Origin of the sequence: Pseudomonas sp. (genome assembly GCF_030683065.1) — a bacterium.
Taxonomy (GTDB): domain Bacteria; phylum Pseudomonadota; class Gammaproteobacteria; order Pseudomonadales; family Pseudomonadaceae; genus Aquipseudomonas.
The window spans coordinates 1-11,695 of record NZ_JAUXMX010000020.1; the positions used below are offsets into that span (position 1 = coordinate 1).

Sequence of the window (11,695 nt, forward strand, 5' to 3'; positions counted from 1 at the left end):
CTGGAACACCTGCTTTGCCAAATCGACACCAATTCGCTTAAATTTCATGGTGACTCCTCCCTTCGTGACTTTTGTTTTGACAACTCTAGTCTGGCGCATAGACGCCGTAGGAGGGGGGAGTCCATTTCATTGGGCTACAAATAAGTGCTGCTCACTTGGCTTAAGTGAACAGCATTGGGCTCCTACGGAGGGCTTTGCGCTCTAGCGTCTTACCTGCTTCAGCGTTTCGGCGATCAGGAAGGCCAGTTCCAGGGATTGGTCGGCGTTCATCCGCGGGTCGCAGTGGGTGTGGTAGCGATCCGACAGGCCATCTTCGGTGATCGGTCGGGCGCCGCCGATGCACTCGGTGACGTTCTGTCCTGTCATCTCAATATGGATGCCGCCGGCATAACTGCCCTCGGCCTGGTGCACGGCGAAGAACTGCTTCACTTCGGCGAGAATCTGCGCAAAATCCCGGGTCTTGTAGCCGCTGGACGCCTTGATGGTGTTGCCGTGCATCGGGTCGGAGCTCCACAGCACCTGCTTGCCTTCGGACTGCACCTTGCGCACCAGGCGCGGCATATGGGCTTCGACCTTGTCCGCGCCCATGCGCACGATCAGGTTGAGGCGGCCCGGATCGTTGTCCGGGTTGAGGATGTCGATCAGGCGGATCAGCTCGTCCGGGTCCATGCTCGGGCCGACCTTGACCCCGATCGGGTTGCGGACGCCGCGCAGGAACTCGACATGGGCACCGTCCAGCTGACGGGTGCGATCGCCGATCCACAGCATATGGGCCGAGCAGGCGTAGTTGCCGCCGGTGAGGCTGTCCTTGCGCACGAAGGCTTGTTCATAGTTGAGCAGCAGCGCTTCGTGGGCGGTGAAGAAGCTGGTCTCGCGCAGTTGCGGCGAAGTGTCCATGCCGCAGGCGCGCATGAAGGCCAGGGTTTCATCGATGCGGTCGGCCAGGTGGCTGTATTTTTCCGCCAAGGCCGAGTTGGCGATGAAATCGAGGTTCCACTGGTGCACCTGGTGCAGGTCGGCAAAGCCGCCCTGGGCGAAGGCGCGCAGCAAGTTGAGGCTGGCGGTGGACTGATGGTAGGCCTGCAGCAGGCGTTCCGGGTCTGGCACTCGGCTTTTTTCGTCGAAACCGATGCCGTTGACGATATCACCGCGGTAAGCCGGCAGGGTTACGCCGTCGATGGTTTCATCGTTGGCCGAGCGCGGCTTGGCGAACTGGCCGGCCATGCGCCCGACTTTCACCACCGGACAGCCGGCGGCAAAGGTCATGACGATGGCCATCTGCAGCAGCACCTTGAAGGTGTCGCGGATTTTCGCCGCACTGAACTCGGCGAAGCTCTCGGCGCAGTCGCCACCCTGCAGCAGGAAGGCGCGGCCCTGGGTCACCTCACTGAACTGTCGGCGCAGCTCACGGGCTTCGCCGGCAAACACCAGTGGCGGGTAGCCAGCCAGGGTTTGCTCGACGTTGGCCAGGTGGGCGGCATCGGGGTAGTGCGGCTGCTGCTGGATCGGTTTGCTTCTCCAGCTTTCGGGGCTCCAGGCTTGCGACATGATGATTCTCGGCTTCAGACAGTTTATTGGCAGACGGGCATGGTAACCGATCAGCCTGCGCCTTCAAGCCGATAGCCGTGATAGAGCCGCTGCATGACGCCGCTCAGTTGTGCGCCGGGATGCCTCGGTTTGGGTGTGGCGCAAGCACCGGCCAAGCACGTCGCAGTGAATTATCGCGTGACCCGGCGCGGGTGCTTCACTGACAATTGCCACCTTTACCCGAGTACGATTGGTCGGGGTTGTCAGGCTGGAGAGCGATGAATGCCAGGTTTACCCCCTGTGGAAGAAATGAAAGACGAAGTATTGCTGGCCGAAGTCCAGGATGAGTTCGGCGTGATCCGTGTGGTCGAAATCGGCGAATACCGTTTTTTGGAGTTTGGCGACTCGATCGAGCAGAGCTGTGTGTTCACCGCTGACCCGAGTTGGCTGGAATACGATTACACCCGCGCCATGCTGCTCGGTGCTTTGTGCCATAGCGCACCAGAGAGCGCGCTGTTTCTCGGGCTTGGTGCCGGCAACCTGACCCAGGCGTGCCTCAAGTTCTTGCCGCTGGATGATGTCGAAACCATCGAGCTGCGCCCCGAGGTGCCGCGCCTGGCCATGCAGTACCTCGGTCTGGAGGACGACCCGCGTTTGACCATCCGCATCGGCGACGCCCTCGACCTGCTGGAAACCGCGGAAAGCGCTGATCTGATCTTTGTCGATCTCTATACCGATCATGGCCCCGGTGTTGGCCACCTGGCCTGGCGCTTCCTGGAAAACTGCCAGAAGCAGCTGAATCCCGGTGGCTGGCTGATCATTAATCAGTGGGCTGGCAATGACGGTAAGCCGCTCGGCGCCCCGCTGCTGCGCGGTCTTTATCATCGGCATTATTGGGAATGCCCGGTCAAGGAAGGCAATGTCATCCTGCTGGTGCCGGCTGATCTTGAACAGCAGCTCGATTTGGGTGATCTGTGCGCTCGAGCTACGGCCCTAGCGCCACAGCTGGGTTACTCCCTGCAGCCGCTGATCGAGGCGCTACGCCCAGCCAGTTAGCGACCCTTGAAGTCGCCGGGGCGGCGCTCAAGCATGGCTCGCACGCCTTCCTGGGCGTCCTCGCTGGCCATCAGGCGAACTACGGTTGGGTGCAGGTTGGTCGCGGCGGCGGCTTCACCGTCGCTTACGGCCTGCCGCGCCGAGGCCAGGGTAGCTTGCACGCCGAGCGGTGCCTGGGCGGCGATTCGCTCGGCCAGTTTAAGTGCGCGAGGCAGCAGGTCTTCGCTGGCCAGTACTTCCTGCACCAGGCCCAGGCGGTAGGCTTCGTGGGCGTCGAACTCGTCGCCAGTGAGCAGCCAGCGCATGGCGTTGCCCCAGCCGGCGCTCTTGTGCATGCGCAAAGTGGCGCCGCCGAACGGAAAAATCCCGCGCTGCACTTCCATCTGGGCGAAGCGGGTATTGCTGGCGCACAGGTTGATGTCCGAGGCGAGCATCAGTTCGATGCCGATGGTGTAGCAATAGCCCTGTGCCGCCACTATCACCGGTTTGCTTACCCGCGGGCCGCCGAACACCCCCCAAGGGTCGCAGCCTCCGGTCGGAACCTGCCAGCCTGCGGTAAAGCTGGCGGCGACATTGGCCAGATCCAGTCCGGCGGTAAAGTGTTCACCATGGGCGAAGACCAAGGCCACGCGCGCCTCGTCGTCGCGCTCGAATTCGCCATAGGCCAGGCACAGGTCATTAAGCAGATCGAGATCGAAGGCATTGCGCTTGGCCGTGCGATCCAGGCCGATCAGCATGATCCGCTCGCGTTTCTCACGGCTGACGCGACCACTAGTGCTTTGATTCATGGCAGAAATCCTTGCGCAGAAAATGTCATGCAACAGGGTATAGCAGGGCGCCTGAAAACCGCACGCCGCGACACTCATCTAGCGTTATTGGGCGGGTTTTTTGCGCTGTTCGGGCCACGTTAGTCGGCATGTGGCGGTGTTCACAACGCTATATAGAGGCATTCATAAAGCAGGAGAGAGCTTTTGTTTGCAGTGCGAGGTGAAATACCGTCTGGCGGTGTAATTGTTTTAATTATAGGAAAACCATCACAACTGCCAGGTTTTCCGGTATAGTGCGCGCCGGTCAATTCATGGCCACGTTCAGGTTACACAACTCGCCCGGAGGTCACCTTCGGCAGTCGGTTCGCTTAGCGGACTATCCTTGACGATTCACTTACAACCACGTTTTCGCAAATCCCCGCCGACACGGCTGCCAGGGTGACTTTAAAGTCTTACACGGCATGCGCAGCTTTGGAGCATGGGTCTTTGCGGATGCACTAGAGGCAGACCCATGACCCAAGAACTCGGCGGCTTCGCCGCTCTTAACCTTCATCCAAACATCCTGGCCGCAGTTATCGCGACTGGCTACGAAGAGCCTTCGGCAATTCAGTTGCAGTCGATTCCGGTAATTCTCGCTGGTCACGACATGATTGGTCAGGCGCAAACCGGCACCGGCAAAACCGCTGCTTTCGCGCTACCAATTCTCAGCCGTATCGATCCGACCAAGCGTCAGCTGCAGGCGTTGATTCTTGCGCCAACCCGCGAGCTGGCTCTGCAGGTCGCTACCGCTTTTGAGACTTACGCCAAGCAAATGCCTGGGCTTAACGTCATCGCCGTATACGGCGGCGCGCCGATGGGCCCGCAACTGAAAGCCATCCGCAATGGTGCACAGGTTGTAGTTGCTACTCCGGGCCGCCTAGTCGATCACCTGCGCCGTGACGAGAAAGTGTTGTCCACCATCCAGCACCTGGTGCTTGATGAGGCGGACGAAATGCTCAAGCTGGGCTTCATGGATGACCTTGAGGTCATTTTCAAGGCCATGCCGGAAACCCGTCAGACCGTATTGTTCTCGGCTACCCTGCCGCATTCGATCCGCGCCATTGCTGAAAAGCATTTGCGTGATCCGAAGCATGTCAGGATCGAAACCAAGACCCAGACCGTGACTGCCATTGAGCAGGCTCACTTGCTGGTTCACGCCGACCAGAAGCACGCCGCCGTACTGCGTCTGCTGGAAGTCGAAGAGTTCGATGCGCTGATCGCCTTTGTGCGTACAAAGCAAGCGACTCTGGATCTGGCCGCCGTGCTCGAAGCCCGTGGCTACAAGGCCGCTGCCCTGAACGGCGACATCGCCCAGAACCAACGTGAGCGGGTGATTGAGTCCCTCAAGGATGGTCGCCTGGACATCGTTGTCGCCACCGACGTAGCAGCCCGTGGTCTGGACGTGCCGCGCATCACTCACGTGATGAACGTCGACATGCCCTACGATCCGGAATCCTACGTACACCGTATCGGTCGTACCGGCCGTGCCGGTCGTACTGGTCGCGCACTGTTGCTGGTAACGCCGCGCGAGCGCCGCATGCTGCAGGTGATCGAGCGTGTGACTGGGCAGAAAGTCAGTGAAGTACGCCTGCCCGACGGCCAGCAAGTGTTGGATGCGCGGATCAAGAAGCTGACCTCAAGCCTGGCACCGCTGGTCGCCGACGCCGAAGCCAGCCATGGCGAGCTGCTCGACCGTCTTACCGCTGAAATCGGTTGCAGCCCGCGTGCCCTGGCCGCTGCGCTGCTGCGTAAGGCGACCAATGGTCAGGCTTTGACCTTGGCCGAAGTCGAGCGCGAGCAACCGCTGGTACCAACCAGTGCGCCGCGTGAACGTAGCGAGCGGAGTGGCGAACGCAGCAGTGAGCGCTCCGATCGCGGCGACAGCCGTGAGCGTCGTGCACCAGTAGCATTGGCCGAAGGCCGTGCCCGTTGCCGTACTGCGCTGGGCGCGCGTGACGGTATCGCCGCCAAGAACTTGCTGGGCGCCATCCTCAATGAGGGCGGTCTGGTTCGCGAAGCCATTGGTCGCATCCAGGTGCGTGAAAGCTTCAGTCTGGTCGAGCTGCCGGAAGACGGTCTGGAGCGTTTGCTGAGCAAACTGAAAGACACCCGTGTTGGTGGCAAGCCGCTGAAGCTGCGTCGTTATCGCGAAGATTGATTCGCGTTAAGCGCTAAGGATCCGCATTAGCGTTAATTAAAAAGCCCCGCATTGTTGAGATGCGGGGCTTTTTTGTTTTGCGTCTAGCGGTCTATAGCGGCGCTATTATCGTTTGCTGCCTACTGCGAGCATAAGACCGCCGGCCACTATGGCGGCAATCCCGGCCCACATAGGAATGTTGACGGTTTCCTTCTCTTGAACTGAAAGCTCGAGCGGGCCGAGTTTGACCGCGGTGGTGTCCTTGGTATAGCTGAAACCACCATAAGTCAGCGCCAGAGTTCCGACTACCACAAGTGCTATGGCTGCAAGCCTGATTGAGTTCATGTCGTCCACACCTTCTGCGTGACACCTGAGCCTTGTGGCCGAGGGTTGTGCAGATGATTGAAGCACAGATAGCTGAGGTTCCGTGATCGATACCCTTGGGCGCTGGCTCATGCCTTAGTTTGAACGTGCCTTGAGTGTTCAGGCAAAGCTGTAGATGTCCATGCCCAGGGCGCCGAGGGTGAAGCCGCTGTGCTCGACCTTGAATTGCCCGCCAGCGCCGCGGGCGAAGAACAGCGGTAATAGATGCTCATCGCTGGGGTGGTTGTGTGCGGCCGCCGGAGCGCGTTGGCGATAGTCGTGCAATGCCTGCTCGTCGTTGGCTGCGAGTCGAGCCACCATCCAGTCGCGAAAATGTTGAGCCGATGGTTCGATCACCTCGGGGCCAGCGTGCCGGTCGAGTGCGCCGAGGTTGTGGGTGATGCTGCCGGAGCCGATCAGCAATACGTCTTGCTGGCGCAGGGCGGTGAGGGCGCGACCGATGCGCGTTTGAAGTTCAGGGCCCAGGCGACTGGGCAGCGACAGTTGTACGACCGGGATGTCGACGGCCGGATACATCAGCGACAACGGTACCCAGGCGCCGTGATCGAGCGGGCGGTCGGGGTCGAGTTGTGCGCGAAGGTCGGCTGCGCCGAGCAGCGCCTGGATATCTGCGGCAAGCTGCGGATTACCGGGCGCGGGGTAGCGCACCTGATACAGCTGCAGGGGGAAGCCGCCAAAGTCATGCCAGGTTTCCGGTTGGGCGGCGCTGGTGATGCGCAGCGCAGTGCTTTCCCAGTGCGCGGAAACCACCAGGATGGCCCGTGGTCTGGGTAGCGCTGCGGCCAGGCGGGCCAAGGCCGGACCGCTGGCGCCGGGCTCCAGAGCGAGCATTGGCGAGCCGTGGGAGATAAAGAGTGAAGGCAGCATGAGCTAGGTTCCTGCAGTAGGATGTTGCTATCTTCGTGGTTGGTATTATCAAATTCCAGTATAAATTATTGAGCTATTTGATCGAATTTTAAGGAGGCAAGAGTGGACGAGGCATTCTGGCAGACACGCTGGGCGCGCGATCAGATCGGTTTTCATCTGGATCAGGTCAATCCCTATCTGCAGCGCCACTGCTCGGTGCTAGAGCTGCAACCTGGCGCGCGAGTGCTGGTGCCGCTATGCGGCAAGAGCCTTGATCTGGTTTGGCTAGCGGGGCAGGGCTATCGCGTGTTGGGCGTCGAACTGGCGCAGAGGGCGGTCGAGGATTTCTTCGCCGAACACGGCTTGCACCCAGAGATCAGCCAGGACGGCGAGTTCAAGGTCTATCGCGCTGGTGCGGTGGAACTCTGGTGTGGCGATTTCTTCGCCCTGAGTGCAGAGCACGTCCACGACTGCCAGGCGCTTTATGATCGTGCGGCACTGATCGCCTTGCCGGTCGAGATGCGTAAGCGTTATGCGGCGCATTTGCAGGCAATTATGCCGACCGCGAGCCGGGGGTTGTTGATTACCCTGGATTATCAGCAGGGTCAGATGGATGGCCCACCCTTTGCTGTGACGGATGCCGAGGTGCATGGGTTGTTTGGTGCGGGCTGGCAGGTCGAGACGCTCGAGCGACTGGATGTGTTGCAGGGCAACTGGAAATTCATCAAGCACAACCTGCAGGCGCTGGATGAGGTGGTATACCGGCTGGTCAAACGCGGGTAAATACTGCGCACTGATCTGCCTGGCCGTCGCTGCGCTACGGGCAGATATCTGCTCGGATCAGTCTGGGTTGGTGAGTGTGGTGCAACAAAAAAAAGGCGACCCGAGGGTCGCCTTTTGCGTGCAGGTGGTTTAGCGCAGCTGGCGCAAGGCTTCGATGCGTGCTTCCAGTGGCGGGTGAGTCATTAGCAGGCCAGCGAGGCCGTTCTTCAGGCCGCCGTTGATACCGAATGCGGTCAGGCTATCTGGCATGTTCACCGGCACGCCCTGTTCAGCGCGCAGGCGCTGCAGAGCGGCGATCATGGCGCCGGTACCCGCCAGTCGCGCGCCGGCTTCGTCGGCCTTGAATTCGCGCTTGCGCGAGAACCACATGACGATGATGCTGGCCAGGATGCCGAGTACCAGTTCGGCGAAGATGGTCGCGACGAAGTAACCAATACCGTGGCTGCCTTCGTTTTTCAGGATTGCCTTGTCTACGAAGTTGCCGAAGATCCGCGCAAAGAACATCACGAAGGTGTTCACCACGCCCTGGATCAGCGCCAGGGTGACCATGTCGCCATTGGCCACGTGGCCGATTTCGTGGGCCAGGACGGCTTTCACCTCATCCGGCGAGAAGCGCTCCAGCAAGCCCTGGCTGACCGCAACCAGGGCATCGTTCTTGTTCCAGCCGGTGGCAAAAGCGTTGGATTCGTAAGCGGGAAAAATCCCCACTTCCGGCATTTTGATACCGGCATTACGCGACAGCTCTTCAACGGTCTGCAGCAGCCACTGCTCGTGGCGGGTGCGTGGTTGGGTGATGATCTCGGTACCTGTGCTCATTTTCGCCATCCACTTGGACAGCAGCAGCGAAATCAATGAGCCGGCAAAACCGAATACCGCGCAGAAAATCAGCAGGCTGCTGTAGTTCTGGCCGGTGAAGCGGTCTACCCCCAGGAGCTTGAGCGTGATACTGGCGATGATCAACACCCCCAGGTTGGTAGCCAGGAACAGCAAAATGCGCATCATGGTGTGAAACGACTCCTCACGGGATAAGACTTGCTAGATATGCCGGCTATATAAGGGCGCGCCCCCTGTCTCTTCAACCGGGGGACTATTTCAAACTGTGTCGCTTGTAGCGTTCAGGCTGCTTTCGAAGAGCAAACGAGTGAGGCGGGCGAGGCGTTCGCCGTGTTTTTGGCTAAGCGCTTCACGCAGTTGAAAGGCCAGCGTGGCATGCACCCGGCGCACGCTTGGTGGCAGTGCTTGGCCTTCATTCAAGGCGTAGGGCACGCTACGGCTAAGGCGCAAAAAGCCTTTCTCGCTGAGTACTGCCTGATCGAGGGCGTCGTAGGCAATGATCGAGTCGAAGCGCAGGTAGCCTTCTTCCGCCAGCCACAACAGCGTACCCAGGCAGCTCTCGTGGCGCTTGCTCGGCAGGCCGAACTCATCAGTATCTTCGCGGCCGATCAGGTCTTCGATGTAGAGCGCGGTCTTGCGCGGAAAGAACTGATAAAGCTGCAGCATGCCGGCCGCTGCATCTTTGTAAAAGTCATCGATGTGTAGGTCCATCAGAATTTGGCAATCAGTGAGGTGGGTAGTAGGGGCAGTAGGCGACCAAGAATCGCCCAAGGCCAGCCGGGAACGTAGGCGCAGTGGTGGCGTTTGTCGATATGCCGGGCGATCAGGGCGGCGCCGCGCTGCGCATCGATCAGAAAGGGCCGCTTGGGCATATCACTGTTGAGCGGGGTATCGATAAAGCCGGGTAGCAGCAGTGTGGTGTCGATGCCCTTGCCTCGCAGCTCGGCGCGGCTGGCTTGCATGTAGCTGATCAGGCCGGCTTTGCTCGCCGAGTAGGCGGCGGCATAGGGTAGGCCGCGCTTGCCGGCGACGGAAGCGACAGCGACCAGATGGCCATGGCCTTGCTGGCGAAAAAGCGCAGTCGCGGCATCCAGGCAGGCAACGGCGCCGATCAGATTGGTTTCCAGGGTCAGCCTGGCGCGCTCGAAGTGACCGCCACCGACTTTTCCGTTCAGGGCTATACCTGCGTTGGCGATTATCCCGTCTAGCCCGCCCAGGGCGTTTGCAGCCAGGCCTACGGCGTCCTGGCAGGCCGCGTAGTCGGTAACGTCCAGCGGCAGGACTACTGCCTTGCATCCGAAGCGCGTCTGCAGTTCAGCTGCCAGCAGGTGCAGGCTGTCTGTACTGCGCGCCGCCAGAGCCAGGTCATAGCCTTTGCTAGCCAGGTCGCGAGCGAGTGCCGCGCCGATGCCGGAACTGGCGCCGGTGAGTAGATAACGCTTGCCCTGGGTCATGGCGATCTCCGGTTACTGGCGGTAGCCCTTGAGGAAGCTACCGATGCGGCCAATGGCTTGCTCAAGGTCGTCGACCCGCGGCAGGGTGACGACGCGGAAGTGATCCGGCCACGGCCAGTTGAACGCCGTGCCCTGGACGATCAGCAGCTTTTCGGACAGAAGCAGATCCAGGACGAATTTCTCGTCGTTGTGGATCGGGCAGACCTTGGGGTCGATCTTGGGGAAGGCGTAGAGCGCGCCCATCGGTTTGACACAACTGACGCCCGGAATGTCGTTGAGCAGCTCCCAGGTGCGGTTGCGCTGTTCCAGCAACCGCCCGTTGGGCAGCACCAGGTCATTGATGCTCTGGTAGCCGCCCAGCGCGGTCTGGATCGCATGTTGGCTCGGTACGTTGGCACACAGGCGCATGTTGGCGAGGATGTCGATGCCTTCGATATAGCTCTGCGCGCGGTGTTTCGGACCGGAGATGGCCACCCAGCCGGAGCGAAAACCGGCTACCCGGTAGGACTTCGACAGGCCGTTGAAGGTCAGGCAGAGCACGTCCGGGGCCAGCGAAGCGGTGCAGATGTGCACGGCATCGTCGTAGAGGATCTTGTCGTAGATCTCGTCGGAGAACAGCACCAGGTTGTGCTGGCGCGCCAGTTCGACGATGTCTTCCAGTACTTCTCTGGAGTAGACCGCGCCGGTCGGGTTGTTCGGGTTGATCAGCACCAGGGCCTTGGTGTTCGGCGTGATCTTGGCGCGCATGTCGGCGATGTCTGGAAACCAGTCGGCCTGCTCATCACACAGATAGTGCACTGGCTTGCCGCCAGACAGGGCTACGGCGGCGGTCCACAGCGGGTAGTCGGGAGCCGGGATCAGTACTTCGTCGCCGTTGTTGAGCAGCGCCTGCATGGCCATCACGATCAGCTCGGAGACACCATTGCCCAAGTAGATGTCTTCGATGCCGACGCCTTCCACCTGCTTCTGCTGGTAGTACTGCATGATGGCTTTGCGTGCGCTGAAGAGACCCTTGGAGTCGCTGTAGCCCTGGGCTGTCGGCAGGTTGCGGATGACATCCTGAAGGATTTCTTCCGGTGCTTCGAAACCGAACGACGCCGGGTTGCCAATGTTCAGCTTGAGGATGCGATGACCTTCCTCTTCCAGGCGCTTGGCGTGCTTGAGCACGGGGCCACGGATGTCGTAGCAGACATTGGCCAGCTTGTTCGATTTACTGAACTGCATGTAAGTGATCCCGAGTGGTGAGACGCCGTTGAATTACCGTGTAAAAGACTCGAGCAGACGAGCCTTGGCAGGTTGTAGCGTGGGTGACAGACTGGGAGCGAATGATACGTTGCAGCCTGACCTTGGCAAAGGTACTGGTTGGGTTTTTTATGGCGTGCCATCCATGGCCGCCACCCTGCGGGCGCGTTGCTACGCGACGTTAAAAATCGCTGCTGGCGATTTTTCTATTGAGGATTATGCCTTTGGACAAGCTCGAAAAACCCTTGGAAGCCTGGCGCGAAGAGCTGTCGGATACGCAGTTTCATGTCTGTCGGCTGGGTGGCACGGAGCGAGCCTTTTCCGGCGAATACCATGACAGCAAGACGCCGGGTATTTATCACTGCGCCTGCTGCGGCACTGAGCTGTTCGATTCGGATGCCAAGTTTGACTCCGGGAGTGGCTGGCCCAGCTACTTTCAGCCGCTCAGTAAAGATGCCATTACCAGCCTGGATGATTTCAGCCACGGCATGCACCGCATCGAAGTGAAGTGTGGCAAATGCGATGCTCATCTGGGCCATGTGTTCCCCGACGGGCCAGCGCCGACCGGTTTGCGTTACTGCATCAATTCGGCATCGCTGAAGCTGGTTGCGCATCCGCAGTAGGTG

At 60.1% G+C, this 11,695-nt stretch carries 12 protein-coding genes; 4 read left to right on the forward strand and 8 right to left on the reverse strand.

Annotation, left to right across the window (positions count from 1 at the left end; translation table 11 throughout):
* Positions 1–201: 201 nt before the first annotated feature.
* Positions 202–1,548, reverse strand: coding sequence for a class II 3-deoxy-7-phosphoheptulonate synthase (locus Q8K09_RS04440; RefSeq protein WP_305253774.1), 1,347 nt, complete (start codon positions 1,546–1,548; stop codon positions 202–204).
* 261 nt (positions 1,549–1,809) lie between these two features.
* On the opposite strand from Q8K09_RS04440, the gene Q8K09_RS04445 reads away from it, so the two are divergent.
* Positions 1,810–2,583 carry a spermidine synthase gene (locus Q8K09_RS04445; RefSeq protein ID WP_370869484.1) on the forward strand — a complete coding sequence of 258 codons (774 nt, stop codon included), beginning with the start codon at positions 1,810–1,812 and terminating at the stop codon, positions 2,581–2,583.
* Here the strand turns inward: Q8K09_RS04445 and Q8K09_RS04450 are convergent.
* Positions 2,580–3,371 (reverse strand): crotonase/enoyl-CoA hydratase family protein, encoded by a 792-nt coding sequence (locus Q8K09_RS04450; RefSeq protein ID WP_305253775.1) that lies wholly within the window; start codon positions 3,369–3,371, stop codon positions 2,580–2,582. The genes Q8K09_RS04445 and Q8K09_RS04450 overlap by 4 nt on opposite strands.
* A gap of 457 nt (positions 3,372–3,828) precedes the next feature.
* Here Q8K09_RS04450 and Q8K09_RS04455 point away from each other — a divergent pair, with 457 nt between their 5' ends.
* Entirely contained in the window at positions 3,829–5,547 is a 1,719-nt protein-coding gene (locus Q8K09_RS04455; RefSeq protein WP_304868984.1) for a DEAD/DEAH box helicase, read from the forward strand.
* A gap of 105 nt (positions 5,548–5,652) precedes the next feature.
* Here Q8K09_RS04455 and Q8K09_RS04460 read toward each other — a convergent pair whose 3' ends face one another.
* Together Q8K09_RS04460 and Q8K09_RS04465 are read right to left on the reverse strand one after the other, a co-directional pair.
* Positions 5,653–5,871, reverse strand: a complete 219-nt coding sequence (locus Q8K09_RS04460; protein ID WP_305253776.1) for a hypothetical protein — start codon at positions 5,869–5,871, stop codon at positions 5,653–5,655.
* Positions 5,872–6,009: 138 nt separating this feature from the next.
* Complete coding sequence (locus tag Q8K09_RS04465) at positions 6,010–6,777, reverse strand: class III extradiol ring-cleavage dioxygenase (RefSeq protein ID WP_305253778.1); 768 nt, start codon at positions 6,775–6,777, stop codon at positions 6,010–6,012.
* Between the two features lie 102 nt (positions 6,778–6,879).
* Between Q8K09_RS04465 and Q8K09_RS04470 the strand changes: the two genes are divergently transcribed.
* Positions 6,880–7,539 (forward strand): thiopurine S-methyltransferase, encoded by a 660-nt coding sequence (locus Q8K09_RS04470; RefSeq protein WP_305253779.1) that lies wholly within the window; start codon positions 6,880–6,882, stop codon positions 7,537–7,539.
* Between the two features lie 129 nt (positions 7,540–7,668).
* On the opposite strand, the gene htpX is transcribed toward Q8K09_RS04470, so the two are convergent.
* The 4 genes from htpX to Q8K09_RS04490 form a co-directional block, all read right to left on the reverse strand.
* On the reverse strand, positions 7,669–8,541 hold the full coding sequence (gene htpX / locus Q8K09_RS04475) for a protease HtpX (protein ID WP_305253780.1): 873 nt from the start codon (positions 8,539–8,541) through the stop codon (positions 7,669–7,671).
* Between the two features lie 90 nt (positions 8,542–8,631).
* Positions 8,632–9,084: a hypothetical protein gene (locus Q8K09_RS04480; protein WP_305253781.1), complete on the reverse strand. Its 453-nt coding sequence runs from the start codon at positions 9,082–9,084 to the stop codon at positions 8,632–8,634.
* Entirely contained in the window at positions 9,084–9,827 is a 744-nt protein-coding gene (locus Q8K09_RS04485; protein WP_305253782.1) for an SDR family NAD(P)-dependent oxidoreductase, read from the reverse strand. The genes Q8K09_RS04480 and Q8K09_RS04485 overlap by 1 nt, the downstream gene beginning before the upstream one ends.
* Positions 9,828–9,839: 12 nt before the next feature.
* Positions 9,840–11,051, reverse strand: coding sequence for a pyridoxal phosphate-dependent aminotransferase (locus tag Q8K09_RS04490; RefSeq protein WP_305253783.1), 1,212 nt, complete (start codon positions 11,049–11,051; stop codon positions 9,840–9,842).
* Between the two features lie 242 nt (positions 11,052–11,293).
* Between Q8K09_RS04490 and msrB the strand changes: the two genes are divergently transcribed.
* Complete coding sequence (gene msrB, locus Q8K09_RS04495; protein ID WP_305253784.1) at positions 11,294–11,692, forward strand: peptide-methionine (R)-S-oxide reductase MsrB; 399 nt, start codon at positions 11,294–11,296, stop codon at positions 11,690–11,692.
* Positions 11,693–11,695 lie beyond the last annotated feature (3 nt).

Bases quoted from the DNA above. Each gene is read 5' to 3' on its own strand.
- Q8K09_RS04455 (WP_304868984.1), top strand. From the start codon at position 3,829: ATGGGTCTTTGCGGATGCACTAGAGGCAGACCCATGACCCAAGAACTC.
- Q8K09_RS04465 (WP_305253778.1), bottom strand. From the start codon at position 6,777: ATGCTGCCTTCACTCTTTATCTCCCACGGCTCGCCAATGCTCGCTCTG.
- Q8K09_RS04445 (WP_370869484.1), top strand. From the start codon at position 1,810: ATGCCAGGTTTACCCCCTGTGGAAGAAATGAAAGACGAAGTATTGCTG.
- Q8K09_RS04450 (WP_305253775.1), bottom strand. From the start codon at position 3,371: ATGAATCAAAGCACTAGTGGTCGCGTCAGCCGTGAGAAACGCGAGCGG.
- Q8K09_RS04460 (WP_305253776.1), bottom strand. From the start codon at position 5,871: ATGAACTCAATCAGGCTTGCAGCCATAGCACTTGTGGTAGTCGGAACT.
- Q8K09_RS04485 (WP_305253782.1), bottom strand. From the start codon at position 9,827: ATGACCCAGGGCAAGCGTTATCTACTCACCGGCGCCAGTTCCGGCATC.
- Q8K09_RS04480 (WP_305253781.1), bottom strand. From the start codon at position 9,084: ATGGACCTACACATCGATGACTTTTACAAAGATGCAGCGGCCGGCATG.
- Q8K09_RS04440 (WP_305253774.1), bottom strand. From the start codon at position 1,548: ATGTCGCAAGCCTGGAGCCCCGAAAGCTGGAGAAGCAAACCGATCCAG.
- Q8K09_RS04490 (WP_305253783.1), bottom strand. From the start codon at position 11,051: ATGCAGTTCAGTAAATCGAACAAGCTGGCCAATGTCTGCTACGACATC.
- htpX (WP_305253780.1), bottom strand. From the start codon at position 8,541: ATGATGCGCATTTTGCTGTTCCTGGCTACCAACCTGGGGGTGTTGATC.